Below are 26,969 nucleotides of genomic sequence, written 5' to 3' on the forward strand. Positions count from 1 at the left end.
GGAGGAGCGGTTAGAAGTGGCGTATGAGCGAGCCAAACAGGTCGCCTTGCGGCATTTTGCTCAACGCAATGTCGGCGTTCTCGAACCACTGCGCGCTGGCTTCGGGATGCGGGCCGCTCAGTATCACCACGCCCTTCTCGAAGGTGTACCGCGCGGCCGCGACGTCGCCGTTGCCGTAGGTGGCGATGGCCGTGAAGGGCGCGACCTTGGGGAAGTAAGGGCCGTCCTGGAAGAACACCTGGTCAGGCTTGCCGTCCCACGTGACCTGCACGGCGGCGTCGGCGATGTCGGGCACTTCGAAGCCGGGGCGGCCGGCTTCGCCGTCGAGATCCACCGGGATCAAACCGAGGTTGCTGTCATCCGCCAGGTAGGCGCCCATGCACAAGCCCAGGTAGCGCCCGCCGTTGGCCACGTAATCGCGGATCGCCTCGCTGCGCGCATCGCCCAGGCTGCGCAGGGCTCCGGGAATGTCCTGGCCGCCGCCGGGTTGCACGTAGAGGTCGTAGCGCGCCAGGGTTTTCGGTGTGATGTCGATGGCCTCATCCGCGCCCACGTAATCGATCTGGTAGTCGGGGTTGAGGCGATGCAGGGCCTTCGCCACGTTCTCGGAACAGTCATCGCAGCCCGCCGGGCCCCGGTAGATGGCGACGTGGGAAATGGGCGTCGCAGCCTCGGCAGGCGAAGGCAGCAACAGCGCGGATGCAAACAACGTGGCGGCGACAGCGCGTAGGCTCATGACCGAAGACTCCTGTAGGGACAGGGCAAAGCCTATAACGACTGCGCCAATCAATCCGTTAACAGTTGTAAACACCGGTCACAATAGGCGCGCTGTTTATGGGCCTGGCGTGGCATTGCCAAACCCTTCATTTGGCAAACGCATACTCCCCACCCTGCTCCACCGCCTTGCGATAAGCAGGCCGCGCCTGAAATTTTTCCACCCAGGCCGCCAGGTTTGGATAGGCCTGCAACTTGCCCTGCGCACCGGCCACTTCGCCGATGAAGCTCATCTGGATATCCGCGCCGCTCAACTCATCCCCCAGCAGATAGGACTTACCCGCCAGCTCGTCATTCAGGTAACCCAGATGGTTAGCCACTTCCGACTCGATACGCGGGTGCAGCGGCGCACCGGCGTCGCCCAAACGGCCGACGTAGAGGTTGAGCATCAGCGGCAGCATCGCCGAGCCTTCGGCAAAGTGCAGCCATTGCACGTAGGTGTCGTAGGCGGCGCTGGCAGGGTCCGGTTGCAGACGGCCCTGGCCGTGGTGGCGGATCAGGTAGTCGATGATGGCGGCGGATTCGATCAGCACCCGGCCGCCGTCTTCGATCACTGGGGATTTGCCCAACGGGTGGATGGCCTTGAGTTCAGGCGGCGCGAGGTTGGTTTTCAGGTCGCGTTGGTAACGCTTGATCTCATAAGGCAGGCCGAGTTCTTCAAGCAGCCACAGGATGCGTTGCGAGCGTGAGTTGTTGAGGTGATGGACGATGATCATGGAGGCTCCGCTGGGCAAGAGTGGGTTGTGGATAAACAGACTACGCCACCGTCGCGCAGTGCCATCAAATAATTTTCCAGGTGACGAGCGCCATCGTTACCAGGGGCGTCAGTTGGAAAGGAGGCATTTGGCTGATCAGCCGTTCCCCACCATCGCCCACAACGAAGCCCCTACGCCCGTAATGCTCTCCCCAGCAATCAACCCCGCAGCAGCAGTGATCGCAAAGCGTTCGGTGATGCTCGGCCAGCGGCAGCTCACCAGCCAGGTGAGCACGGCGCCCAGGGCCATCATCAGCGAGACCGAGGCCGGCAATACAAAGGCCAGGCCCAAGGCGGCGGCGCTGGGCAGGTAGCGGGCGCGATGCGCCGCCAAGGTGCTGTCCAGCACGCCCAGCAACACGCCGAATAAGCCGCCGATCACGATTGCCCAGCGGATGCTCGTCGACAACGAATCCAGCCCGAGGGTCAGGGTTTGCGCCACAGCTTTCCAGGTGGCGACCGCCGGTGCCGGCCACTCTTCAGTGAGCAGCATGGATTGGGGGTCGGGAATCAGCGCCAGGTAGGCGAACACGCCCACAATGCTGCCGACGAAAATCCCCAGGATCTGCGCGATCACTTGCTTGTGCGGCGTGGCGCCAATGGCCTTGCCGACCTTGAAGTCATTCATCAGGTCCGTGCATTGCCCGGCCGAACCACCGGCAGTGTTGGCGCTCATCAGGTTGATCGGCACCTGCCCCGGCGCGACGATGCCGAAGCTCAACTGCGACAGTTGCCCGATGGCGCCGATGGGCGGAATACCCGTAGCACCGACGACACGCGCGGCCACGGCGGCCAGGCAGATGGCCAACGGGATGGTCAGCAAAGCCATCCACAGGTTGATCCCGAATAACAGCGCCTGCAGGCCCACCACCAGCACAATCGACAGGGCGAAACCGGCGGCAGGTCCGGGCTTGGGGATACGCCAAGGGGTACCGCCATCGGCTTGGGTCGACCGGTGCAGGGCGCATAAACGGATGGCCAGCGAGGCCAAGGTGGAACACACCATCAGGCTCACCCCCGGCCACAGCAACCACTCCACCAGGGCGGCGAACTGGGGGCCGCTGCTGTCGGCCGGCAATGTCACCAAGCCTTGCGCCAACAGCCACGGCGCCAGGCCACCCCAGGCGAGCAAAGCACCGAGCAGCAGGGTCAGGCCCACACGAATACCGATGATCCCGCCGAAGCCCACCAGCAACAGCGATGGGTCGGCGGTGAAGGTCAGGCGCTCCCACGAGGCGCTCGGCGACCAGCGCGGGAAGGCCCAGACAAAGGTATCCACCCACTTGACCGAGCCGGACAGTAACGCCGCACTGAGCAACACCTTCAAGCGCGTCGCGGCTTCGCGGCCGTGGTTGTAGATGTGCAGCAGGGTTTCCAGGGTGGCCATGCCCTCGGGGAATTTCAGTGCGTTGTCATTGAGCAGTGATGGGCGCAGGTACCAGGCGATCCAGATCCCCAGGAAGCTCACCGAGAACACCCAGGCGATCATCGGGAGAGCGTCCAGCTGGTTGCCCGTGAGCAAGGTGTAAGCCGGGATCGGCGCCACCAGCCCACCGGAAATGATCGATGCCGCTGCCGAGGCGACGGTCTGGTTGATGTTGCTTTCATGCAGCGTCCACGGCAGTTGCCCGGAGGAGCGCTTGGACAGGCCCTGCCAGATCGCGTAGCCGACCAGCAACGCGATGATCGACATGTTGAACGACCAGCCGATCTTCAACCCGGCGTACACGTTGGAAGGCGTGAGCAGAATGCCAAGGACAGTGCCGGTGATCACGGCGCGCAGGCTGAGCTCACGTTCGACAGGGGCGTGCATGGGGAGCGTTGGCAAGGTCGAGGGCATGCGGATTCCTTTCGGCAGGGAACGGGGCTACCAGACAAGTGAGCCCTGCGGGGGGCTGAAGGTTCCTGATGGAGTGCTGAGGGGCGGGCCTTTTGTAGTGAGCGGGCTTGTCGAATCGTCGCACCGCCCGCGCTGGGCTGCGAAGCGGCCCCAATGCGACCAGTGCGTTGAATCAGGCAGAACGCGTAGCCAGGTTTTGGGGCTGCTGCGCAGCCCAGCGCGGGGCAAGCCCGCTCACCACAAAAGCTCGATCACTACAGAGGCTCGATCACCAGAGGAGCCCAGCAAGTGCGCACGGGGGCTGAGGGGCGGGGCCTTTTGTAGTGAGCGGGCTTGCCCCGCGCTGGGCTGCGAAGCGGCCCTAATGGGACCAGTGCGTTGAATCAGGCAGAACGCGTGGTCAGGTTTTGGGGCTGCTGCGCAGCCCAGCGCGGGGCAAGCCCGCTCACCACAAAAGCCCGCTCACCACGAAAGCTCGACCATCACAAAAGCTTGCTTCCCAGAGAAGTCCGCTCATCAAAAACAGGGTGAGCCGAACGAGCGGTCTTGCTGGAAAAACCTCCGTTTCAGCTTAAAGCCACGCCGCATCCCATAATGAATAATCCCCTACCCGCTCCACCAAGCCGGCTCACAATGGGTTGGCAATGATGTAGCGGGCCATCTTGCGAATATCGTCCTCTTCCCGCACCGCCCTGTCGTGATAGCCCGGTTGCCAGACACGTTCTTTGCTTTGACGGTGTCGGTTGATGGTCAATGTGCTACGCGACTTCATGCGTCGCACCACGTCGGCCAAGGTCATCTGCTTCAACTCAAACAACCAGTGAATGTGGTCAGGCATGATGACCCAGGCCAGAGAGTCGACCAGTCCCCGCTCATGAGCCTGCCGGAATTCGGCAACCAGCAGACGCCCCAGGGAAAGGTCTGTGAATAGACGCTGACGGTGATGAACGACGACGGTAATCCGGTAGCTGCGTCCGTGTTCCGAATAGCGACCGTGACGCAGACGATGGGATTGGGGTATGGGGCGCATTCCGCTGCTCTTGGTGAAAGTCCTGAAGAGCAATAACGCTAGCGTGCGGTGTGCGGGGGGCCAGTATCACTTGATGACTGAATGTATCTGGGCCTATTGCGGCGCTTAAAATCGTTGGGGTAAGCAAGGTTAGGCGGTTAGCAAGGGAGCGAGGCCATCGCCCACCGCGTTAAAAAAACAACCATTGCCGAGATCCACTTACAGTCATACGATGACTGACCACAATCATAAAAATAAGGGTTCCGCAGTGAATAAACCTCTCCTCCTGGCCGCCGCCGTTGTCTGCGGCTTCAGTGCACACGCCAACGCCGCCACCTTTGCGTATATCTCCAGCCCCGGTGACGGGATGATTACCCAGTACCGTCTCGACGAAAACAACGGTGCGCTGAAGCTGATCAATCAAGTCAACGCCGGCGACCAGGTCAACCCCATGGCCCTCAGCCCTGACGGCAAAACGCTGTTCGCCGCCTTGCGGGTCAAGCCGTTTCAGGTCCAGGGTTTCAGCATTGACCCCACCAGCGGGCATTTGACGCCGCAGTCCAAGGCGCCGCTGGCCGAGAGCATGGCGTACCTGGCCACTGACCGCGCCGGGCGTTACTTGCTCGCCGCGTCTTACGGTGCAGACACCCTCAGCGTGCAGCCCGTCGACAAGGCCGACAAGATCCTCACCTACAAGACCGGCCCCCACGCGCATTCGCTGCGCACCGACCCGAGTAATCGCTTTGCCTACGCAGGCAATCTGGGCGCGGACCATGTGCTGCAATACCGCTTCGACGCCAACACCGGCGCACTCACGCCCATCGGTACAGGCTACGTGAGTGTCCCGGCCAACACCGGGCCTCGGCACCTGGCGTTTTCGGCCAACGGTAAATACCTGTACGTGGTCGGGGAAATGAGCGGCACCGTCACCGCGTTTTCCATCGATGACCGCAGCGGCGCGTTGACCCCGATTGGCGTGGCCAACGGCATTCCTGATCGCTTGAAACTGGCCCACGGCGAGGTGCGGGATGCGCGCAACAACGACTTGAAAGACGACCCGACGCCGCGCATCTGGGCGGCCGACCTGCGCCTCTCGCCGGATGGCAAGCTGCTGCTGATGAGCGAGCGCACCAGCAGTTCGGTATCGGCCTTTGCGGTGGATGCCGCTACCGGCGGCCTGCGTTTTCTCGACAACTACCCGGTAGAAGAGAAACAGCCGCGCAATATCGCCTTCTCACCCAATGGGCAGTGGCTACTGGTGACGGGTGAGAAAAGCGACACCGTCGGCACCTATGCCGTCAGCGACACAGGTGCCTTGAAGCGAGTGAGCGAAGCACCGTCGGGCAAAGGCGCGCTGTGGATTGAAGTGCTGCACACCACAGCGAAATAACCCTCAGCTCAACCGGAACCGCGCGGTGTTGTCACTCAACGCCTGGCTGCCCTTGCTCAGGGTGTCCGCCGCGCGGTTGACCGCTCGCGCACCTTCCAGCAAGCGCCCCGCCGCCTGGTCCACTTGCTGGATGTTGCCGCTCACCTCATCCGCCGTCGCGGCCTGCTCCTCGACCGCCGTGGCGATCTGCGCCAGGGTGTCGGTGACGTTCTGCACCGCGCCGGCGATTTCGCCTAAGCGCGCGCCCAACCCGGTGACGGACTCGGCGTCGGTCAGCGCCTGATCGCACGCGGCGCCCATCAGGGTGACCGCCTGGCTGACGGTGGCGCGCAGGCTGTCCACGGTGCCGGCGATCTGCGCGGTGGAGGCCTGGGTGCGTTGCGACAGGCTGCGCACTTCATCGGCAACCACGGCAAACCCCCGGCCCTGCTCGCCGGCACGCGCCGCTTCAATGGCGGCGTTCAGTGCCAGCAGGTTGGTCTGCTCGGCAATGCCGCGAATGGTGTCGACCACCGACTGAATCTGCTGGCCCTGCTGGCTCACTTGTTCCAACGCGTTGGCGGTGTCGGTCAGGCGTTGGTTGAGCTGCTGGATGCTGGCGGTGGTGCGCTGGCTGTCGCGACTGCTGTCTTCGGCGATGCGCCGGGTTTGCTGGGCACTGCCCGAGGCTTGTTCACAGCTTTGGGCGACGCCCAGGGAGGTGGCGGCCAACTGCGTGGCGGCGGCGGCAATCTGGCTGATCTGGTGCTGCTGGTCTTCGACTTCGGTGAGGGTGCTGCCCGATTGCGAATTGAGGGTGAGCACCGCCGAGCCGAGCTGCTGGGTTTCGTGATTGACCCCGAGCAGGCTGGTGCGCAATTGCACCACCGCGACGTTCAGCGCGGTGCTGATGGCGGCGAGTTCGTCGCGCCCCTCCACCGCCACTTCCACGCACAGGTTGCCATCGCGCAAAGACTCGGCGAGCGTGGTGATGCCGCTGGCGCTGCGGCGGATGGAAGTTTGCAGGCACATGAACAGGTACAGCGCCGCCAAGGCCAGCAGGCCGAACGTCAGCGCCAGAGGGATGAACTGTTGGCTCGCGCGGTCGTGGTAGTAGCTCAGGCGCGCATCCATGGACTTCAGCGACTGAATGCGCAGCGCGCCGAGCGAGTCGAGCATCGCGTCGATACTGCGTTCGAAACCGGCCGTGTCGAGCTTGATGCTGCCGCCGAATACGCCGTCGTCGAGCACTTTGAGTTCGTTATCCAGCAACTGCAGGCTGGCGTCGTACTGCGCGGTCCACGGTTCCATCCCGGCGTATTGCTTGGCCTTGAGCGAGGCGGCGGCCTTGGCCAACTGGTCCCGCGCATCGCCGATGCGGCTGCGCAGGTCGCGCAGTTGCAACCGGCTTTGCAAAGTGAACTGTCCCGAAGAAATAGACGATTGCCCGACGCTGGCCATCCGGCCGACCCGTTCAATCAGGTCAGGGGTGTGCTGGGTGCCCATCTGCATGAGCATGTAGGTTTCCAGCCAAGGGTCGAGGATCAGCCCGGCGTCCAGGGTGATCTGCTCGCGCAGGGTTTGCATCGCCGTCAGGGCCGCGGTGAAACGATCATAACCGTCCGGCCACCAGCCTACGGTGCGCAGGGATTGGGAGTCCATGCCCTTGACCGTGGCCTGCAACGCCTCGAAGCGCGCCAGGATGTCAGCGCTGGCGTTCTGAGTTTTCAGCGAATCGCCCAAGGCTTGCAGGCTTTGCTGGATCACGGGGAAATTCGCATCGACCTTGTCCATCGCGGCCTTCGCCGCCGGCGTCGGGGCGTGCAGGATGTCTGCCGCTTTCCAGCGCGCGGCCAGGTTGCGCTGAGCCGTCAACTGGCCATCCAACGCGTCCAGGGCTAACAGCTGCCGAAGGCCGGACTGCTCGCTGGAAATCACGCTTAATTTGTCGCGATAGTCGGACCCCATCATCCACAGGCTACCCGCCAGGGGCAGCATGAACAGGAAAAACAGGACCTGGAACTTACGCGCAAAGCCGAAACGCCCGAGCAGGCGGATACCGGGTGACAAAAGGCTGTGCATGTACGACAACTCCCCAAAACAACCCACACGGTGCGACGGTGGGCGAATGCTTGAAATGACTAACGGCAAAATGCCATGTCATTGATTGAGAAGGCCCAAGCAAGATACGGGCCGCTGCTGCACAGCCCTGAAACAGGGCGGGCGGTGCACCAGCAGCCTCCTCTGCGTGCTCGAAAATGGGGCGAAAACACTCAGCATCGACAACGGCGCTGTCACCGTCGGAGACGACTGCCCGAGACGCGTTCCAAAACACCCTTAATCACAGGCATCCTATCGGCCGCTCCCCAACCGAACTTGAGGGCCCGCAAACGTACTTGTGGTGAGCGGGCTTGCCCCGCGCTGGGCTGCACAGCAGCCCCGAAAAGAACGTTGGCCACCTGACGCTTTTAACCCTTCACCCGCTCACGCCAGCAATTGAGCAATCCACCCCGCCTGCCGGGCAATCTCTTGCACCTTGTCCTCCGGCACCGCCTGCCGCGCGTGCTCCAGGCTCGCCAAGGTCTTCTGCTTCTGATGCAACATGCGCTGCCACTTGGCGATGAACGCTGGGCTACGCGCCTGCATCTGCAAGGGGCCGAAGTACAGCTGTTCAGCGCTATACACCACCGGCCCGGCGCGCTCGGCAACGATGATCTCGTAATAGAAACGGTTCTCCCGCAGCAGCTCTTCACTGCGGATCGAATAACCGTTGTCCATCAGCCACTGACGCAACGGCTGCTCACCGCCGTTGGGTTGCAGGACCAGCCGCTCCTGGCCGCTCAGATGCGCCTTGCCGCTTTCCAGGATGTCCCGGATCGTCTCGCCGCCCATGCCGCAGACGCTGATCGCGGTGATCCCGTCCGCCGCCTCGATGGCCGCCAGACCATCGGCCAGGCGCACGGTGATGCGCTGCTCCAGGCCGTTGTCACGCACGGTGCGTTGCGCCGCATGAAAAGGCGTCGTTGCCACCTCCCCCGCCACAGCCGCAGCGATCACACCCCGGCGCATCAACGCGACCGGCAGGTAAGCGTGGTCGGAACCGATATCGGCCAGGCGCGCGCCATGGGGCACGTTCGCCGCCACGCGCTCCAGGCGCAGGGATAAAGTGTGTTCGTTCACCGGTCTTGCTCCCCCGAAAAACGATCCCGGCTGTTGGTCAGGTGCAGCACCATCGCGGCGCGGGCGGCGTCCGGGTCCTGGCGTTTGACCGCATTGAAGATCGCCTCGTGTTCCAGGTTCGCCAACTGACCCAGTTTGGCAAAGTCGGCACCGCCCCGTTCATCGCCCTTCACTTGGGTGCGGGGGATCATCGCATTGCCCAGGTGCAGCATGATTTCAGTGAAGAAGGTATTGCCGGTGGCCTCGGCAATCAGTTGGTGAAAGCGTTTGTCTTCCTCCACGCAGCTGTCGTTGTTGGCCAGGGAGGCTTGGTAGTCATCCAGCGCTTGGCGCATGTGCGCGAGTTGTTCCCCGGTTCGGCGCAAGGCCGCCAGCGCCACGGCTTGAACCTCCAGGCCCAGGCGCAGTTCGAGCATGTTGCGCACGCTGGCCACCGTGTCCACGTGCAGGCGCAGCCCTTGTTGAGCCTGTTGCGCCAGCACAAAGGTGCCGATGCCATGACGCGTCTCGACCAACCCGGACGCCTGCAACTTCGAAAGCGCTTCGCGGACCACGGTACGGCTCACCCCATGCTCAAGCACGATGGTGGATTCCGACGGCAGTTTTTCACCGGGTTTCAACTGGCCGAGCAGGATGCGCTGGGTCAGGGCGTCGACCACGCCTTGGGCCAGGTTGGTGGAGCGTCTACGGGGAGGGGTTGCGCTATCAATCGGCATTACGGCGGGTCCACGGGGTTGGGCTGGGGGGAGCTTAACACCGCCTGGACGGGCAAGGTCCTGCAAATCAAAAATACGCCCAACTTGTATGACAACCAACCTGAACCGCCGATTTAGTAATAATTTCAGAAATGCGCCTCCCCTTTCGCCAAACGAGCAAAAAACCCGTAAACACTGGAAAATAACCAGAACACACAATCAGGCAGGCCCCTTATAAGAACAAAAATACCCCCCATGCATTGCGATAAAAAGAAAACCACTTGTATGATGTCTATCAACAAAACACGCAAACCCGCATAAAAATAATCAGGGGGAGTTTTGAATTGTGAACAATTCAAGCCATGCATCTGCCGCACCAGAAAGTGATTCGGTCCTCGCGCGCGCCGTGAGCAAAGTGAAGGGCCATGTGCTCCCACTGTTCGTGATCATGTTCATCCTCAACTACATCGACCGGGTCAATATCGGTTTTGTGCGCACGCACATGGAACATGACCTGGGCATCGGCGCCGCCGCCTATGGGTTCGGCGCCGGGTTGTTCTTCATCGGCTACGCCCTCTTCGAAGTGCCCTCCAACATGCTGCTGCAAAAGGTCGGGGCACGTATCTGGCTGACCCGCATCATGTTCACCTGGGGCATCGTCGCGACGATGATGGCGTTCATCCAGAACGAAACCCACTTCTACATCCTGCGTTTTCTGTTGGGCGTGGCCGAAGCCGGTTTCTTCCCTGGGGTGATCTACTATTTCACCCGCTGGCTGCCGGGCGTGGAGCGCGGTAAAGCCATCGCGATTTTCCTCAGTGGTTCTGCGGTGGCCTCGCTGATTTCCGGCCCGCTGTCGGGGGTGCTGCTGCAGATCGAAGGGTTCGGCTTTCACGGCTGGCAGTGGATGTTTGCCATTGAAGGCCTGGCCTCGGTGGTGATCGGTTTTTTTGTGTGGTTCTGGCTGGACTCCAAGCCCCACGACGCCAAATGGATGACCCGCGAAGAACAGGACGCACTGGTCAACGCTATCGACCAGGAACAACGCGAACGTGAAGCCCTCACCACCGTCAAACCGACGATTGGCAAGCTGCTCAAGGACCGTCAGATCCTGCTGTTTTGCGCCCTGTACTTTTGCATCCAACTGACGATTTACGCGGCGACCTTCTGGCTGCCGAGCATCATCAAGAAAATGGGTGACTTGAGTGATGTGCAGGTCGGCTTTTTCAACTCGATTCCCTGGCTGATCTCGATCATCGCCATGTACGCCTTCGCTTCGCTGTCGGGCAAGTTCAAGTTCCAGCAGGCCTGGGTGGCGGCAGCGCTGTTGATTGCAGCGGCCGGCATGTTCATGTCCACCACCGGTGGGCCGGTGTTTGCCTTTGTGGCGATCTGTTTTGCGGCCATTGGCTTCAAGTCGGCATCATCGCTGTTCTGGCCAATCCCCCAGGGCTACCTGGATGTGCGCATCGCCGCAGCGGTGATCGCGTTGATCAACTCCATCGGCAACCTGGGCGGCTTCGTCGCGCCGACCACCTTCGGCTTTCTCGAACAGACCACCGGTTCGATCCAGGGCGGCCTCTACGGCCTGGCCGGCACCTCGGTGCTCGCCGCGATCCTGGTGTTCTTCGCCAAGACGTCGCCGTCTGCCGTGTTGACGTCGCCCAGCGCGCCAACAGGCGCTGCCATCAGCAAACCTCTCTGAGCCCCTTTAGGAACCTGCCATGAATACTCCCGTCGTCACTCACTTCCAGGTCATCCCCGTCGCCGGCCACGACAGCATGCTGCTCAACCTCAGCGGCGCCCATGGTCCCTACTTCACGCGCAATATCGTCATCCTCAAGGACAGCAGCGGCAATACCGGCGTGGGTGAAGTCCCCGGCGGCGAGCGTATCCGCGAAACGCTCGAAGACGCCCGCAGCCTGGTGGTGGGCCAGCCGATCGGCCAGTACCAGCGTGTCCTCAACCAGATGCGCAGCACCTTTGCCTCACGGGATGCGGCCGGCCGCGGTCTGCAAACCTTCGACCTGCGCATCACCATCCACGCCGTCACCGCCGTGGAAGCCGCGCTGCTCGACCTGCTGGGTCAGTTCCTCGAAGTCCCCGTAGCCGCCTTGCTCGGTGAAGGGCAGCAGCGCGATGCGGTGAAAATGCTCGGCTACCTGTTCTATGTCGGCGACCGCAACGCGACCGACCTGGCCTACCGCAACGAAGCCGAGAGCGACGATGAATGGTTCCGCCTGCGCCACGAAAAGGCCCTGACCAGCGACGCCGTGGTACGCCTGGCCGAAGCCGCCCAAGCCAAGTACGGCTTCAATGACTTCAAGCTCAAGGGCGGCGTGCTCAGTGGCGATGCCGAAATCGAAGCCGTCACCGCCCTGGCCGAACGTTTCCCCGACGCACGCATCACCCTCGACCCGAATGGCGCCTGGTCATTGAAAGAAGCCATCCGCCTGTGCCGCGACCAGCACCACGTACTCGCCTACGCCGAAGACCCCTGCGGTGCCGAAAACGGCTACTCGGGCCGCGAGGTCATGGCCGAATTCCGCCGCGCCACCGGCCTCAAGACCGCCACCAATATGATTGCCACCGACTGGCGCGAAATGGGCTATGCGATCCAGTTGCAATCGGTGGACATCCCCCTCGCCGACCCACACTTCTGGACCCTGCAGGGTTCCGTACGCGTGGCGCAGATGTGCAACGACTGGGGCCTCACCTGGGGCTCGCACTCCAACAACCACTTTGATATTTCCCTGGCGATGTTCACCCAGGTCGCCGCCGCCGCCCCCGGCGACATCACCGCCATCGACACCCATTGGATCTGGCAGGACGGCCAACGCCTGACCAAGGCACCGCTGAAAATCGAAGGCGGCTACGTGAAAGTGCCGAGCAAGCCAGGCCTGGGTGTGGAGATCGACATGGACGCGGTGGCCAAGGCCCACGAGGTATACAAAGGCATGGGCCTCGGCGCGCGGGATGACAGCGTGGCAATGCAGTTCCTGATTCCGGGATGGCGCTTCAACAACAAGCAGCCGTGCCTGGTGCGGTAATTCCCTAAGGCAACTTAGGTCAATGTGGGAGCTGTCGAGCGCCCACAGTTGACCTTGGTTATTTTGCCGATGGTGGTCGTTTGATGGGCTGCACGGTCAGCTCAACCCCTAACGCCTGCCGCCTCGGCAACGTTGTTCACGCCTTGCGCTTTGGCGACCTCGGCAAGCGCCTTCATGAGTACCTGCGGATCTTGGGCCATCATGCTTTGCGCAATATACGCACTGATGGTTTCCGGGCTATCGAGGAAGCGCGACGCTTCATAAACGCTGGTACCGGACGTATCAAGATCGAGGATCGGCATGTCCTCGGGTTTGAATTTCGACTCGTTCATGTCATCTACCTCTCAGGGCATCAAGAATCTCTTTTGCGCGCTTGATTCCTCGCTTCTGGTCGGTTTTATCCCTCCCTCAAACCGTCGAGCCCTGTATCAAACTCGGGCGTCCTGCCAATCAGATCAGTCACAGAATCACTTGTAGCCTGATGGCTACTCCCTGTCGATGCCAGTGATTTTTTGTTTCCGATGAGCCCCGGAAGAAAAATCCTAGTTCAGCACCCGATCAAACAACGGCGCCACGTCATACCGCTGCTTCAGCATCTGGGCATCTACCAGGAAATCCGCCGTGGCCTGGGCCTCGCTGACAATCGTCGGCGAGATCGGGAGCACCTTGATCGCATCGCGCTTGAACCACACCTTGGCGATTTCCGGCGCCGACTGGTTGGCCTTGGACCAGGCTTCGGCGTACTCATCGATGTGCGTATTGCTCCACTCCCGAGCGCGGGTAAGGCGGGCAATAAAGTCTTTGATGATCGCGCCTTTCTGCGCCAGGGCCGGCTCGTACGCCACGATGTAGGTGGGCGCGCTCATCAAGCCTTTGGCGTTGCGGATCAGGCTGCTGCCTTCTTTTTCCTGCAACGACACGTAGGGTTCCCAGGTGCCGAAGGCGTCGATGTCGCCTTGGGTCAGCGCCAGGCTCGCCTCCGCCGGCAGCAGGTACTTGAAGTGGACGCTGCTGCGCGGCACACCGGCCTCATCCAACGCCTTGTACGCCAACTGTTGGCTCCACGAACCGTTCCAGATGGCGACGGTCTTGCCCTTGAGGTCGGCCACTGAATGAATGCCCTTGCGTGCCACAATGCCGACGCCGTCGAGGCTGGTCTGGGTACTGGCGACCACCTTCACCGGCGCGCCATTCGCGGCCAGGCTGATCACCGGGGTATCGCCGACGATGCCCACGTCCAGCGCGCCGCTGGCCACCGCCGAGGCCACGGGGGAGCCGGTGTTGAAACGCTTGAAATCGATGGTGTACGGCAGGTCTTTCAGCTCGCCGGACAGCTCCAGCACGATGCGGTTGGAGAAGAATTGGTCGCCCACCGTCAGGGTCAGCGGCTCCGCTGCCCAGGCGGAAGGGCCCTGCAGGGCCAGGGAAGCAAGGCCCAGCAAAGAAAGCAGTGTTCGGCGGTTGATCATAAAAATTCCCACACGGTTAGATGGCTGTTTCAACCATCTGTGGGCATGCAGTCTGGTCGTTCAGCGTAGAAGCTATCGCAATAAGAGGGCGAGGTTTAATACTGTTGCGCACTATCGATAGAACCGTCGTACAGGTCGCTAGCTGCTTTTCGTATTAAAAACTTGGCCGCCCCTGAGTTAGGGTGACGTCACCAGACCACTGGACCCCAGCACCTGAACCACTTTCTGCAAGGTCCATTGCATGCCGACTCCCGCTTTGAATATCTGGGGCACGCCGCCCACTGCCCGCTACGAACACCTGGCCGCGCCATTTCGGCCGCTGTTTGCGCACATCCTCGCGCAGGCCGCCGAGGCGGATCAGACGCGCGCCAGCCTCGCCACGGTGATCCAGCAACTGAACGCCCTGGGCTTGCCGCGCTGGCGTCTGCCGGCCAGCTATGGCGGCCAGGACGCCACGCTGGTCGAGCTGCTCACGTTGCTCACCGAGTTATCCGCCGCTGATTCCAACATCACCCAGGCCCTGCGTGGCCACTTTGGTTTTTGCGAAGACGTGCTCAGCGCCAAGGACCGTGACTGGCGCGCTAAATGGCTGGACCGGCTCGGCCAGGGCGCCCTGCTGTCGCCGGGCAGCACCGAAGTCGGCAGCCAGGCCCGTGGCGATTTCGACACCCGCCTGCACCGTGACGACGCCGGTGCGCTGCGTATGAGCGGCAAAAAGTTCTACACCACCGGCGCGCTCTACAGCGATCTGATCAACACCATCGCCACTGGCGATGACGGCACGGTCTACAGCGTGGTCGTCGACCTCAAGGCCCCCGGCGTGCAGATCATCGATGACTGGAACGGCTTCGGCCAACGCCTCACCGCCAGCGGTACCTGCATCTTCGACAACGCACCGGTGGTGGACGACGATGTGCGCCTCACCCACCAGCGCTTTGGCCATGGGCAATCATTCTTCCAGCTCTACCACCTCAGCACCCTCGCCGGCATCGCTCGGCGTGCCGCGCTCAGTGGTGCCGAAGAACTCAGCAAACGCGCCCGCACCTTCACCACCGGCAACGCCGACACCGCAGGCCACGACGTGCAGCTGCTGCAAGTGATCGGCGAAGTCGCCAGCCAAGCCTATGCCGCGCAAGCCATCACCCAACAAGCGGCGCAACGCCTGGAACACACCGCGCAGTATGTGATTGCCCACGACCAACCGCTGCAGGATGACGACCAACAGGTGGCCTTGGCGGAGCTGGAAGTGTGCCTGGCGGTCAACCCGGTGGTCGACGCAACGCTTGCGGCAACCACGGCGCTGTTCGATGCACTGGGTGCCAGTGCCACCGCCAGCGACAAAGCGCTGGACCGGCTGTGGCGCAATGCGCGCACCCTGGCGAACCACAACCCGCGCGTGTACAAGTCGCGGATTGTGGGGAATTACCTGGTGAACGGGATTTTGCCGCCGGCGCAGTGGCGGGTGGGTGTGGCAAAGGCCCAGGCCTGATGAACAGCTCATACCTGTAAATCGTCGCACCGCCCGCGCTGGCTGCGAAGCGGCCCTGAAACCCGCCACCGTATTTTTTCAGGAATACTGCAGTGGGCCCGCTTCGCAGCCCGACGGGAGCAAGCTCCCTCGCCACAAGTAGCGGTCGTCGCACTGGATAGGTTGTACCTACCATTTACCCCAACTTGGAGAGCCTGGCGTCGTCGTTTATCCATGGGGTCTGGCCCAGCGCGAAAACCGGGCAGCTCACATCGCTCTGTAGAACGAGTACAAGTCCTACAAGAAGCCTTAGCGCCTTGCTCCGTTGCCTACAGTTGCGTCAGAATCCGCTGGCTTGTGCGCTTGAGTGAGCTTCTCTAAGGTGGCTCGGTCGCTGACAACTCAGTGATCGGGTTTAGTAGCCCGAGTGACAACATAAAGTGCATGAGCCTGATCGATCAGATGTTCTTGTCTGTGCTTGATGGTGGCTGTGCGTAGGGCGCCCACGGGCGCGCCGGCTTTGTGTGTTTCCCCGGTCTACTAACCTGCGCACAGCCGCCACCCTTTCGTTTAGTAGCGAGAAGGTGTTGGCCTCAAAACAGGTACAACACACATGTTTAAAGTCACGCCTAATCCTCCGAACGGTCCAGAGCTGAAGTTTAATCAGGCGGCGCATCGTGCGATTGATCACCACCTAAAGGCTGGCGGGGTGCCACCCTCGACGACGCTGTTCAGTGTTGCTGACGATTCCAGCAGTGAAATGCTGATTGCCAATAGCTATGAAACCTTTTCCTCGGTTACCGCGTTGTTACTTGACCTCTCGGATGAACTGACGGGGAAACAGCGTGATGTGGCGTTAGCGATTTACCAGTTGAGTGAGCTGGGGGTTTTGTTGGTGGATAAGTTGATGGAGCGGGAAGATGCTGTAGCCAGCGACTAAGTGCTCGCTATTACCAAAAGATAGGTCATCGAGTCGTTGTAAGCCTCTCACATCGACTCGACGCTTTCTTTTTACCCGTGGTCTAACCATGGTGTGTCGAGGGTGATCTCGGACGTCAAAAAAACATCCAGTATTCAAATACTCACTCAAAAAGAAATGGAAACTCTGCCTGGCAACCTTTTCTCAACTTATGCATAAGAGCGTTAGCTTCATCTCCTACGCCTTCTTCGTGAGCGGCTAAATCCAGGTAGTAATTTCTGTTTTCATATTTAGCATATATGAGCCAATCTCCAGTAAGACCTCTTGCAGAGCGCTGTTCGAATCCGCCAATGACCAATTGGTTCACGAGATAGCTCGGCCAGGCATTTGGATCTTCGCCGTTCTGTTTGGCAACGTTATCAAACAGCTTATCCAAATCTCGATTACCGCCGCTGACCATTCCCCATCGAATTCTAAGATTTCTTATTAAGTGTCGCGTGGAGAAAACATGTTTATGCCAAAAAGGAAAAAGTGGCGTTTTTTTGAATTGCTCCTCGCGCTTAGTTTTCGAGATCGGCCTTACGCCCTCTAAATAGTCAATTTCATCAAGGATATGAAATAGACTAAAACTTTGACTTGATAAATTTAAAAGCCGACAGGCTAAAGCGAAACTAATTCGCTCAGAACACCCCCTACCCCGAACAGCCTGAGTTTTTATTTCGCTTAACTGATGTTTATCAAAGCTGACTTTGATGAAATGTTTTTCAGTCATATGACAAAACCCATACATTGGAAAATCTGGCTTATACCAACCCTAATCCAAATCACGTATCGCCGTTCACTTTACTACTCAACACCTGCTATGACGCAACCAAAATCATGCACTTATTTGACGTTGATTACGGTATGTGATGTAACCGTCTTTCTCTCCAGTAAAATCTGCCAGCATTACTTCATAACCTTGCCGCGCAACGTGAGCGCCAATTTTCTCAAGATACGGAACACAGTTTGACTCAGGAGTTAAACCCAATAACTCCTCTCCAGTTCTGGTATATTTCCAAGTATCAAATCGAAGCATAGATACGTTTGACCCAGCAGTCATCAACAACAACTTATCACCACAGAGAAAATAATAACTACCCTCCTTTTCGTGTTCAAACAGAGTAAACGAAAGCTTGTCAGGATAGAGAATCCCCAATTCAACCAACGTGATTATCGCAGTATAATTTATACCTTGCTCATTCAGCACATCTTCCACCCCACTTACAATAATAGTTCGGCGTGGTCCTGACGCAATTCTGAAACGAGCAAGATTTTCAATTAAGCCAGCATCTTGTTTATTAAGATTCCTAATGAAATCTAAAGTCTTAAGAGAATATGAGCCCGGACTTTTTACTTCACCCGCCAATATCTTCCCCCATAGCAACTGCATTTCTTCCGAAGAAACCGTCTCTGCCGCTTCAAAGAATCTAGTTATCCAGTCTTCTGACGGCGATTCTTCAGAGACATCTTCTTCAGAATTCAAATCACCTGCCGCATATGAAGTAATCTGTTCAATATTGAATTGCCCTTTACGCTCTTGGTAGTCAATACGCCGGCGAGCACGCTCCACATCGGTGACAGGTTCAAGACTTAGAGTGTTATCTTCTGGTCGCTGCCAAACCTCGACTTTTCCGTCTTTGAAAGTAACTGGAAGCTGGTAACTCTCCGCGACAACACTTAAAGCTCCAGCTATGGTTTTGATCTGATATGCCTGAGCCTCGGCTGCTTTCTTAAGCAGATACGGAGCAGAAACAGCCCCAACTCCAGCGGATAAAACCTCTATTAGCCGTGTTAGTGGCTTACTCAGGCCAGCCACATCCTTAATCTCTATCATCAAAATGCCCCTATTAACTTTGCGCTTGGTGAAAATCGACGAACGGGCGGACACGTTTTATTTGTCGAACTCTTAGCCGTCACACTCTCGCTCACATCTTAAAAATTAAATCAATCAAGTTTATTTTCAAATATTAGATTCCGAATAAGGACCACACTGCAAACGCCCTCGGGACCAAGCATGAGTCCCTGCAACTTACCAACTGCAAGTTCTGGACTAGCAATTAGTTCGTCACCCACAAAAGCCCCCATCGTTTTCTTTCGGCAAATACACGCTCATCGCTATCTACTTCCCATTCACTTTTGTGCACATCGCTCCTCCTTAAGCGCAGCCATAGCAGCAACTCGCAAGCAAGTGCTGAGAGTGGCCCACTGCCATCCATTGCAGAGTAGCCCAAGAATATACCGTTTGCTATTAAGTCAATGGTCTACGGGTACTCATCATTGCGCCACCCTGCGGCTGGATAACTATTTCAAACCGCGGCCATCCGTCGCATCCCCCCTCCCCGCCCTCCAGCCCCCACCCCACCCGCCGATAACCTAACTATCCACACACATCTCCCGTGTGCCCCCCTTTCGAGCCCCCACCTAATGAACCCACTCTCCCTCTTCAAAAGCCCCCGGGCCGCTCGTCAAGGCACCACCACGCTCACCTGCACCGCCAACGACCTGGACGCTTCCCTCACCACCCTGCGCATCACCCCCACCCTGATCACCGGTTTCATTTCCCCCCACCTCGACATCGACGCCATCGCCGCCAAGCTCAAACGTCGCTTCCCCCAGTCCACCATCAGCCTCTGCACCACCTCCGGCGAGCTCTGCAACGCACCCAATTCACTGTATTGCGCCACGGGCGAGCGTTGGGACCGGATCGTCTTGCAGCTGTTCGACGACAGTGTGATCGCCTCCGCCGAAGTCGTGATGGTGCCGCTGGAATGCGAGGACATCCGCAGTGGCGGCAAGCGCATGGGCATGCAGGAGCGCATTGCCAAGTTGGTGAGCAATATCAAGCGGGTGCAGGTGCGTACCGCGATTGATCATCGCGATACGTTGGCGTATGTGGTGTTCGATGGGTTGTCGGCGTCGAAGTCGTTTTTTATGGAGGCGCTGTATGAGTCGGGGCGCTTTCCTTGCCTGTTTGTGGGGGGGTCGGCCGGGGGTAAATCGGATTTCAAGAAGACGCTGATTCATGACGGCCAGCGCAGTTATCAGCACCACGCGCAGATTGTGTTCCTGAAGACGGCGGCGCAGGTGCGGTTTGGGGTGTTCAAGAGCCAGAACTTCAAGCCGGCGGATTTGACCTTCAGTGTGCTGACGGCTTCGGTGGAGGACCGCACGATTGATCAGGTGATCGACAGCGCCGGCAATATCAAGAGCATGGTGCAGGCGCTGTGTGATGCGTTCAGTTGTGCGCCCCAGGCGCTGGAGTCGAAGCTGGCGGATTATTCGTTCGCGATCCGGGTGGGCAGTGAGTTGTTCGTGCGGTCCATTGCGCGCATCGACTTTGAGCAGCAGATCGTGCAGTTGTTTTGCGACGTGGCGCCGGGCGAGGAGTTAGTGATGGTGCGGCGCACACCGTTGCGTGAGGCGACGCGGTTGGACTACGAGCAATTTTTGCGTGGCAAGGGCGGTGTGCCGGTGGCGGGTATTTTGAATGACTGCATTTTGCGTCGACTCAACAACGCCGCCGAGCTGGGCAGCATGGCCGGGGCGTTTGGGGACGTGCCGCTGGCGGGGTTCTCGACCTTTGGTGAGATTCTGGGGTTGAACCTGAACCAGACGCTGACGGCGATTTTCTTTTTCCGGGTGGCCAAGGGTGCCAGTTTCAGTGATGAGTACGTGGATAATTTCATCGCGCACTATGGCGAGTTCAAGGCGTTTTTCCTACGTCGCCAGGTGAAGAAGCTGGCGGGGTTGAACCATGTGGTGGTCAAGCAGATTGCCGCATTCAAGAACAACGACTTCACCAACACCCTGAATACCCGTGGGCTGGACCGCAATATCCTGCCGGTGTTCGAAGGCCTGGCGGACTTGGGCCTGGTGCTGGCACATGCCGAGCGTCAGCAGGAGGACATCGCTGCGCAGCTCAAGCATTACTCCGGTGAGCTGCATGCGTCGATGGACGACCTGGTGGGCACTATTGATCGGCAAAACAGCGTGTCGGCCCAGGCAGGAGCGACGGTGGAGGGGCTGTCCAGCCAGGCGGATGTTGCCGTTGAAGGCGCGCGCACGCTGGCCGGTTCGAGTTTGCGTATCCAGTCGATTGTGCAGGTGATCCAGCAGATCGCCGGGCAGACCAACCTGCTGGCGCTCAACGCCGCCATCGAAGCGGCGCGTGCGGGCGACCTGGGCCGGGGCTTTGCGGTGGTGGCCGATGAGGTGCGCAAACTGGCGGAGATCACGCGTAAGAATGCGGCCGAAATCGGTGTGGATATCGACCTGCTGTCGAGTGAGATCCAGCGCGTTGCGCAGCAAATTGAAGATCAGTCCACCGGGGTCGGCGCACTGCGCGAGATGCTCGATGCACTGGAGGCCTCCAGCCGCGCCACGGAAGGCACGGCGCAACGCACCAAAACCATTGCGGATACGTTGACCGGGCTGACCCACGCGTAGGCAAGGCAACGGTTCACATCAAGAGGCGGCGCGCGCACCGTTCGCTGGCGCGCCGCCACCCTTGACCTTCCTCCTCACCGCCCTCTTCAACCCCGCTTCGGCAGCTTCCAATTTGGCCGCACAAAGTGGCACGTATACCCATTAGGTATCCGCTCCAGATAATCCTGATGCTCCGGCTCCGCTTCCCAAAACGGTCCGGCCGGCTCGATCTCTGTCACCACCCGACCCGGCCACAACTTGGATGCATCGACATCCGCAGCCGTGTCTTCGGCGATATCCCGCTGCTGCTCACTCAGGTAATAAATCGCCGAACGATAACTGGGCCCAAGGTCATTGCCCTGCCGGTTAGCCGTGCTCGGGTCATGGATCTGGAAAAAGAATTCAAGAATCTGCCGGTAACTGATCACCGCCGGGTCAAACACGATCTCAATCGCTTCGGCATGGTTGCCATGGTTTCGGTAGGTGGCGTTCGGCACATCGCCGCCGGTGTAGCCAACCCGCGTGTGCAGCACGCCGGGGTAGCGGCGCAAAAGGTCTTGCATGCCCCAGAAGCAACCGCCGGCAAGAATGGCGGTTTCGGTTTGGTTGGTCATGGTCGGCATTTCCCCTGAATGGATACAGGGTAGTTATGGGGCTGTGTTGGCCAATACCAAGGGCGGGTTGGGGGGATACCCAGACGAACGGTTTCAGGTAATGATGCACGCCCCGAATCAAGGACGATAACAAAAATGAAAACCGCTTTTCGCGCCCTGTTCCTGCTCTGCCTGGCCACGCCCGCCTTCGCCGCCGAACGCTCCGTCGGTTTCACAACCACCACGCTGCCCGCCGCGCCAACCAACCGCGCGCTTGAAATGGTGGTCTGGTACCCCGCCGCCGCCACCGCCCAACCCCAGCTGATCGCCGACAACGCGGTCTTCATCGGCGCCCTTGCCGTGCCTGACGCACCACCGGCCAGCGGCGACCATCCGCTGGTCGTGCTCTCCCACGGTTACGGCGGCAATTGGGGCAAACAGGTGTGGCTGGCCAGTGCTTTGGCGCACAAGGGTTACATCGTGGCGGCGGTCAACCACCCCGGCACCACTACCCAGGACCGCAGCCCGCAAAACGCCGCGCAGTTATGGCAACGCCCGGCCGACCTGAGCCGTGCTATCGACGCGGTCCTGGCCCAGCCGAAGCAATTTGGCGCAGTGGCGAAAAACCAGATTGCCGCCGTGGGCCACTCCCTCGGCGGCTGGACCGTGCTGGAAATCGCCGGGGCGCGCTTCGACCCCGACCTGTTCAGTCGCGACTGCGACGTCCACCCCAAGCTGGGCGGTTGCATTGGCTACCGGGAGATGAACCCCGCCGGCACACCAGACGGGAAGGCCAAACTGGCGGCGGATTTGCGCGACAAGCGCGTTACCGCCATCGTGTCATTGGACCTGGGCCTGTCGCGCGGTATGACCGACGCCAGCCTGGCCGCACTGCAAGTGCCGACATTGGTGATTGCGGGGGGCGTGCCAACCGAGGATATGGACTTCAATCTGGAGTCCGCCGACTTGGCCAAGCGGCTGCCAGAGGCGTCGACGCAGTACGTGAAGATCGACGATGCCACTCACTTCAGTTTCATGCCGATCTGCAAGCCAGGTGGCATGGCCTTGGTTGAAGAGAGTTCGCCAGGCGATGGCATGATCTGCCGGGATGGTGAGGGCGCGCGGCCGCGAGCGGTGATCCAGCAGCAGGTGATCGCGCTGATCAGCGAATTTTTGCAGCGCACGGCTCACCCCTAAGAGCAACGCCAACCGTCGGAAAAGGTTTTATCAAGCGCCTTATGCTGAAAAGCGCGCAGGGGAACAGCCCGCTTTTTTAAACTGGTATCATCGAGGCCTTTCAAAGGTTGGTAAAAGACATGAATCGCCAGAAAAAACTCCAGCAGCTCTTCAAGGCCAAAGCCAAAAAAGCCAGCGCCAAATTGGCGCCGAAGAAAAAAGATACGTACATCAGCAAAGCGGACCGGGAAAAGCTGGCGGCTGAAGCCGCTCAGGCGCCAGACATTTCTCCGCAGAGCTGACTCAGCAACCGCTCAACGCGACCTGCGGCCGCTCGCCGGCAAAGAAAAACGGCCGTAACCGCACGCCCACGCCATTGCCGATAAACGCCGCCACCAGCCACACCCAACCATGCAGGCTGCCCGAGGCGATGCCGCTGAAGTACGCGCCGATATTGCAGCCGTAGGCCAGACGCGAGCCATAACCGAGCAACAGGCCGCCGATCACCGCCGCCACCAGCGAGCGCGCCGGGATGTTCAGCCTGGGGGCGAAACGCCCGGCCAGGCCTGCGGCCAACAACGCGCCGAGGACAATGCCGATGTCCATGACGCTGGTGATGTCTTCCCATACCGGCGCGGCGAGGGCCTTGGCATTGCCCGGCATTTGCCAGAACGCCCAGCTGGCTACGTCCACACCCACACCGCTTGCCACCTTGGCGCCCCACAAGGCGAACGCAGAAGTAATACCCCATGGCCGCCCCGCCAATGCCAGGGTGGCGTAGTTGAGCAGGGCCAGGCCGATGGCGCCCCACACCAGTGGCCACGGCCCACGCAGGAAGCGGCGCACGCCTTGGTGCTCGCTTTTTACGCCCTCTTCCAGCTGACCATGACGGCCCTTCTCCAGGCGCACGGTGATAACCGCAATGAGCGCAAACACAGTCAGGCTCAAGCCCAGCGCCGGCAGCACGCCGAAGCTCTTGACGATGGACACCGCCGGGAACGCAGGCAGCGCAAACCACCAGTCAACGTGGTGTGTGGCAATCAACGAACCGCAGATAAAGAAAAATAGCGTCACCAGCATGCGCGCATTACCGCCGCCCACGGTGAACAACGTGCCCGACGCACAACCGCCGCCCAGCTGCATGCCGATCCCGAAGATAAACGCCCCGAACACCACCGACACCCCGGCCGGCGCCACCAGCCCGACCACCGGCTGGCCGAACAAGGTGCCCGCCCCCAACGCGGGGAAGAACAGCAGCACCGCCACCGCCAGCATCACCATCTGCGCACGCAAGCCGGCGCCACGGCGATCATTGATAAACACACGCCAGGCCGAGGTAAAACCGAAGGCAGCATGGTAAAGGGTCAAGCCCAGTGCAGCGCCGACCACCAGCAACAGCACCTGGCGTGAGCCGACGCTGTTTTGCAGGAACAGGGCGCCAAGCACCAGGATGATAAAAGCCACCAAAGGCGCGACAGGCTTGCGCGCAGGGATGAGAGGGAGAGAGGTGCTCATGGGGTATCCCGGGTTGATTGAATGGGTTGATTGCGAGGGGGCGAGTATAACGCCGTGGGGTGATATTCAGTGTGGGAGCTGTCGAGCTTCAGCGAGGCTGCGATGGCGGTGGGTCAGGCAAAGAAAATGCCAGCAATACCGCCGCCTTCGTAGCCTCGCTGGGGCTCGACAACTCCCACCTTTGAGCTTCACTGCTGTCGGGAACTGCAATCGCCGTGCGGGCCTTGTGAACCGCAACCCAACCGCCACCGCCAATCCCCTGTGGGAGCTGTCGAGCGTCAGCGAGGCTGCGATGGCGGTGGGTCAGGCAAAGAAAATGCCAGCAATACCGCCGCCTTCGTAGCCTCGCTGGGGCTCGACAACTCCCACCTTTGAGCCTCACTGCTGCCGGGCACTGCAATCGCCGTGCGGGCCTTGTGAACAGCAACCCAACCGCCACCGCCAATCCCCTGTGGGAGCTGTCGAGCTTCAGCGAGGCTGCGATGGCGGTGGGTCAGGCAAAGAAAATGCCAGCAATACCGCCGCCTTCGTAGCCTCGCTGGGGCTCGACAACTCCCACATTGATCTTCACTGTGGTTGTGAACTGCGCCTGCCGCGTCATACACCCAGGCGCTGTTTAGATGATCCCGCCTTGAGGAGTAAAAAATACCGCCATGAGTTTCCTCGGCACCTTCCGCTCGCTGCGCAGCCCCAATTACCGCATCTGGGCCGCGGGTGCGTTGGTGTCCAATATCGGCACTTGGATGCAACGCACCGCCCAGGACTGGCTGGTACTCACTCAGCTTACCCCGCACAACGCCGCCGCTGTCGGCATCGTCATGTCGTTGCAGTTCGGGCCGCAGTTGCTGCTGTTGCCGTGGACCGGGTTTGCCGCCGACCACTATGACCAGCGCAAGCTGCTGATCGTCACCCAAGCGGTCATGGGCTTGCTGGCGCTGACGCTGGGGGTGTTCACCATCACCGGGTTTGTCGAGCTGTGGCACGTGTATGTGTTCGCGTTCCTGTCCGGCTGCGCGTCGGCGTTCGATGCGCCGGTGCGGCAGATTTTCGTCGCGGAGCTGGTGGCCGAGAAGGACTTGTCCAACGCCATCGCGCTCAACTCCACCTCGTTCAATATGGCGCGCATGATCGGCCCGGCGGTGGCCGGCCTGACCATCGCGTCGGTGGGCACCGGCTGGGCATTCCTGCTCAACGGCAGCAGTTTTTTTGCGGTGCTGGCGTCGTTGTTTTTCCTGCGGGTGTCGGGGCAGCACGCCAAGGTTCGCGCCCTGCGCACCAAGGGCAGCCTCACCGAGGGCTTGCGCTATGTGTGGGCGCGGCCGGACTTGAAGGCGATCCTGCTGATGCTGTTTCTGATCGGCACCTTCGGCATGAACTTCCCGATTTTCATCTCGACCATGGCGGTCCGCGTGTTCGATACCGATGCGCGCGGCTATGGCCTGTTGTCTTCGACGTTGGCCATCGGCACCCTCGCCGGCGCCCTGATCGCGGCTGGCCGTGAACGACCGCAGTTCAGGTCACTGCTCAACGGCGCGGCGATCTTCGGGATCGGCTGCACGTTGGCGGCCCTGGCGCCGAACTACTGGCTGTTTGCCGTGGCGCTGGTGATCATCGGCGTGGGCGCCATGACCTTCAGCAACACCACCAACAGCCTGATGCAACTCACCACCGAGCTGGCCATGCGCGGCCGGGTGATCGCCCTGCGTGTCGGCGTGGCCCTGGGCGGCACGCCGATCGGCGCGCCTATCGTCGGCTGGGTGGCCGACCACCTCGGGCCGCGCTGGGCGCTGGGGGTCGGCGCCGTGTCGGGCATCCTGGCGGTGGGTGTGGCGCTCTATACCCTCAAGCGCCAGATGGATCGGCCCGCGTCGATCACGTCCGCCCCACCGACCCGGAAACCGGAAGATTCCCCAACAACTTGAGCCCGGTGCTCTTCACGAAGGTGTCGTAGTCCATCGGCTTCTGGATGCGCGTCTCAGCATTGGGCAGCACATACGCCCAGGCGCGCCGGGACGAGGCGTCATACACCAGCTTGAACAGGCGCGTCGGCACCCAGACCTTGTTTTTACCGATGGTGCTGTAGCCGGCGTCGAACAGCGGGCCGGTAAACACGTACACATCGCCGCCGGAGCGCTGGGCAAACTTGCGCACGTCGGCCTCGACCTTGCTCCAGATCTTGCGGTTGTTGGTGGGGTCTTGCGGCACCATGTTCGACAGCGCGAAGGATTGGGCCATGGCATGGGCGTTGGGTGCATCGGCGGCCGGGGCCTGGTGGCCACGGTCCACGGCCGGGTGCTGGCTGCGGTAGTCGCTCAGCTCGGCGCGCCCGGCCTTGGGGATGCGTGGGTCGGGGTAGAACTGGTTGGTGCGCTCCTCGCCTTTGGCGTCTTTCAACTGCGTGGCATTCAGGCGTTCAACCACCACCAGCGGGGTCTTGCTGGTTTGCGAGTACAGCACCGCGAAGGTGTCGGAGCACAGGGCCAAGGGCTTCATCGACGCCGGGACGGTGGCCATGTTGATCGGGGTGGTGGCGGGAAAGAGTTGGGCGCAACCGTCAAACGAACTGCGTTGCTGCGTGGGGGTGTAGGGATTGGCCAGGCTGCGTGCGTCTACAGCGGTGGAGAGTAAAACGAGGGCCGACAGCCCGACTGCAATCTTGCGTAGGTACATGCGTTAGATCTTATGGTGAGG

At 60.5% G+C, this 26,969-nt stretch carries 21 protein-coding genes and 4 pseudogenes; 10 read left to right on the plus strand and 15 right to left on the minus strand.

Annotated elements, in window-relative coordinates; all coding sequences use genetic code 11:
* Positions 1 to 10: 10 nt before the first annotated feature.
* The 4 genes from ACI512_RS25605 to ACI512_RS25620 all read right to left on the minus strand — a co-directional run bounded on the left by ACI512_RS25605 (position 11) and on the right by ACI512_RS25620 (position 4,398).
* Entirely contained in the window at positions 11 to 736 is a 726-nt protein-coding gene (locus tag ACI512_RS25605) for a BPL-N domain-containing protein (RefSeq protein WP_236383042.1), read from the minus strand.
* Positions 737 to 863: 127 nt separating this feature from the next.
* Positions 864 to 1,490 carry a glutathione S-transferase family protein gene (locus tag ACI512_RS25610; protein WP_236383044.1) on the minus strand — a complete coding sequence of 209 codons (627 nt, stop codon included), beginning with the start codon at positions 1,488 to 1,490 and terminating at the stop codon, positions 864 to 866.
* A gap of 135 nt (positions 1,491 to 1,625) precedes the next feature.
* Positions 1,626 to 3,368, minus strand: a complete 1,743-nt coding sequence (locus ACI512_RS25615) for an OPT family oligopeptide transporter (RefSeq protein ID WP_236383046.1) — start codon at positions 3,366 to 3,368, stop codon at positions 1,626 to 1,628.
* Positions 3,369 to 3,996: 628 nt separating this feature from the next.
* A complete protein-coding gene (locus ACI512_RS25620; RefSeq protein WP_236383047.1) occupies positions 3,997 to 4,398 on the minus strand; it encodes an REP-associated tyrosine transposase in 402 nt (133 codons plus the stop codon).
* Between the two features lie 247 nt (positions 4,399 to 4,645).
* On the opposite strand from ACI512_RS25620, the gene ACI512_RS25625 reads away from it, so the two are divergent.
* Entirely contained in the window at positions 4,646 to 5,767 is a 1,122-nt protein-coding gene (locus tag ACI512_RS25625) for a lactonase family protein (RefSeq protein ID WP_236383048.1), read from the plus strand.
* 3 nt (positions 5,768 to 5,770) lie between these two features.
* Here the strand turns inward: ACI512_RS25625 and ACI512_RS25630 are convergent, their stop codons facing one another.
* From ACI512_RS25630 to ACI512_RS25640, 3 genes are all read right to left on the minus strand, one after another.
* Entirely contained in the window at positions 5,771 to 7,828 is a 2,058-nt protein-coding gene (locus ACI512_RS25630) for a methyl-accepting chemotaxis protein (RefSeq protein ID WP_236383049.1), read from the minus strand.
* Positions 7,829 to 8,230: 402 nt separating this feature from the next.
* Positions 8,231 to 8,926, minus strand: a complete 696-nt coding sequence (locus ACI512_RS25635; RefSeq protein WP_093541116.1) for a tRNA (adenine(22)-N(1))-methyltransferase TrmK — start codon at positions 8,924 to 8,926, stop codon at positions 8,231 to 8,233.
* Complete coding sequence (locus ACI512_RS25640) at positions 8,923 to 9,642, minus strand: FadR/GntR family transcriptional regulator (protein ID WP_405121415.1); 720 nt, start codon at positions 9,640 to 9,642, stop codon at positions 8,923 to 8,925. Before ACI512_RS25640 ends, ACI512_RS25635 begins: the two co-directional genes overlap by 4 nt.
* A gap of 325 nt (positions 9,643 to 9,967) precedes the next feature.
* Between ACI512_RS25640 and ACI512_RS25645 the strand changes: the two genes are divergently transcribed.
* Together ACI512_RS25645 and gudD are read left to right on the plus strand one after the other, a co-directional pair.
* A complete protein-coding gene (locus tag ACI512_RS25645; RefSeq protein ID WP_015885037.1) occupies positions 9,968 to 11,326 on the plus strand; it encodes an MFS transporter in 1,359 nt (452 codons plus the stop codon).
* Positions 11,327 to 11,345: 19 nt separating this feature from the next.
* Positions 11,346 to 12,671 (plus strand): glucarate dehydratase, encoded by a 1,326-nt coding sequence (gudD, locus tag ACI512_RS25650; RefSeq protein ID WP_405121416.1) that lies wholly within the window; start codon positions 11,346 to 11,348, stop codon positions 12,669 to 12,671.
* A gap of 110 nt (positions 12,672 to 12,781) precedes the next feature.
* On the opposite strand, the pseudogene ACI512_RS25655 reads toward gudD, so the two are convergent.
* From ACI512_RS25655 to ACI512_RS25665, 3 genes and pseudogenes are all read right to left on the minus strand, one after another.
* Positions 12,782 to 13,003, minus strand: a pseudogene (locus tag ACI512_RS25655) (DNA-binding protein); the annotation flags it as partial.
* A 1-nt stretch (position 13,004) separates the two neighbouring features.
* Positions 13,005 to 13,079: pseudogene (locus ACI512_RS25660) on the minus strand (type II toxin-antitoxin system RelE/ParE family toxin); the annotation flags it as partial.
* Positions 13,080 to 13,213: 134 nt separating this feature from the next.
* A complete protein-coding gene (locus ACI512_RS25665; RefSeq protein ID WP_236383658.1) occupies positions 13,214 to 14,140 on the minus strand; it encodes an ABC transporter substrate-binding protein in 927 nt (308 codons plus the stop codon).
* Positions 14,141 to 14,381: 241 nt separating this feature from the next.
* Between ACI512_RS25665 and ACI512_RS25670 the strand changes: the two genes are divergently transcribed.
* Together ACI512_RS25670 and ACI512_RS25675 are read left to right on the plus strand one after the other, a co-directional pair.
* Complete coding sequence (locus tag ACI512_RS25670; RefSeq protein ID WP_236383659.1) at positions 14,382 to 15,629, plus strand: acyl-CoA dehydrogenase family protein; 1,248 nt, start codon at positions 14,382 to 14,384, stop codon at positions 15,627 to 15,629.
* A 592-nt stretch (positions 15,630 to 16,221) separates the two neighbouring features.
* On the plus strand, positions 16,222 to 16,548 hold the full coding sequence (locus ACI512_RS25675; RefSeq protein ID WP_236383660.1) for a DUF6124 family protein: 327 nt from the start codon (positions 16,222 to 16,224) through the stop codon (positions 16,546 to 16,548).
* A gap of 142 nt (positions 16,549 to 16,690) precedes the next feature.
* Here the strand turns inward: ACI512_RS25675 and ACI512_RS25680 are convergent, their stop codons facing one another.
* Both ACI512_RS25680 and ACI512_RS25685 read right to left on the minus strand, forming a co-directional pair.
* Complete coding sequence (locus ACI512_RS25680; protein ID WP_236383661.1) at positions 16,691 to 17,299, minus strand: hypothetical protein; 609 nt, start codon at positions 17,297 to 17,299, stop codon at positions 16,691 to 16,693.
* A gap of 105 nt (positions 17,300 to 17,404) precedes the next feature.
* On the minus strand, positions 17,405 to 18,403 hold the full coding sequence (locus ACI512_RS25685) for a DUF2806 domain-containing protein (RefSeq protein ID WP_405121417.1): 999 nt from the start codon (positions 18,401 to 18,403) through the stop codon (positions 17,405 to 17,407).
* Between the two features lie 590 nt (positions 18,404 to 18,993).
* On the opposite strand from ACI512_RS25685, the pseudogene ACI512_RS25690 reads away from it, so the two are divergent.
* Both ACI512_RS25690 and ACI512_RS25695 read left to right on the plus strand, forming a co-directional pair.
* Positions 18,994 to 20,148 (plus strand): annotated as a pseudogene (locus ACI512_RS25690) (FIST signal transduction protein); the annotation flags it as partial.
* A 507-nt stretch (positions 20,149 to 20,655) separates the two neighbouring features.
* A pseudogene (locus ACI512_RS25695) lies at positions 20,656 to 21,015 on the plus strand (methyl-accepting chemotaxis protein); the annotation flags it as partial.
* 86 nt (positions 21,016 to 21,101) lie between these two features.
* On the opposite strand, the gene msrA reads toward ACI512_RS25695, so the two are convergent.
* Positions 21,102 to 21,608: a peptide-methionine (S)-S-oxide reductase MsrA gene (gene msrA, locus ACI512_RS25700; RefSeq protein WP_231808535.1), complete on the minus strand. Its 507-nt coding sequence runs from the start codon at positions 21,606 to 21,608 to the stop codon at positions 21,102 to 21,104.
* 135 nt (positions 21,609 to 21,743) lie between these two features.
* On the opposite strand from msrA, the gene ACI512_RS25705 reads away from it, so the two are divergent.
* Both ACI512_RS25705 and ACI512_RS25710 read left to right on the plus strand, forming a co-directional pair.
* The gene (locus ACI512_RS25705; protein WP_236383794.1) at positions 21,744 to 22,784 is read left to right on the plus strand and encodes an alpha/beta fold hydrolase; all 1,041 of its coding nucleotides are present in this window, start codon (positions 21,744 to 21,746) and stop codon (positions 22,782 to 22,784) included.
* A 119-nt stretch (positions 22,785 to 22,903) separates the two neighbouring features.
* On the plus strand, positions 22,904 to 23,065 hold the full coding sequence (locus ACI512_RS25710; protein WP_064490545.1) for a DUF2986 domain-containing protein: 162 nt from the start codon (positions 22,904 to 22,906) through the stop codon (positions 23,063 to 23,065).
* Position 23,066: 1 nt separating this feature from the next.
* Here the strand turns inward: ACI512_RS25710 and ACI512_RS25715 are convergent, their stop codons facing one another.
* On the minus strand, positions 23,067 to 24,278 hold the full coding sequence (locus ACI512_RS25715; protein WP_405121418.1) for a YeeE/YedE family protein: 1,212 nt from the start codon (positions 24,276 to 24,278) through the stop codon (positions 23,067 to 23,069).
* Between the two features lie 653 nt (positions 24,279 to 24,931).
* Here ACI512_RS25715 and ACI512_RS25720 point away from each other — a divergent pair.
* Positions 24,932 to 26,200 (plus strand): MFS transporter, encoded by a 1,269-nt coding sequence (locus tag ACI512_RS25720; protein WP_236383750.1) that lies wholly within the window; start codon positions 24,932 to 24,934, stop codon positions 26,198 to 26,200.
* On the opposite strand, the gene ACI512_RS25725 is transcribed toward ACI512_RS25720, so the two are convergent.
* Entirely contained in the window at positions 26,151 to 26,948 is a 798-nt protein-coding gene (locus ACI512_RS25725; protein ID WP_015885058.1) for a DNA/RNA non-specific endonuclease, read from the minus strand. The genes ACI512_RS25720 and ACI512_RS25725 overlap by 50 nt on opposite strands.
* Positions 26,949 to 26,969 lie beyond the last annotated feature (21 nt).

This window comes from Pseudomonas petroselini (assembly GCF_045037875.1).
Classification (GTDB): Bacteria; Pseudomonadota; Gammaproteobacteria; order Pseudomonadales; family Pseudomonadaceae; genus Aquipseudomonas; species Aquipseudomonas petroselini.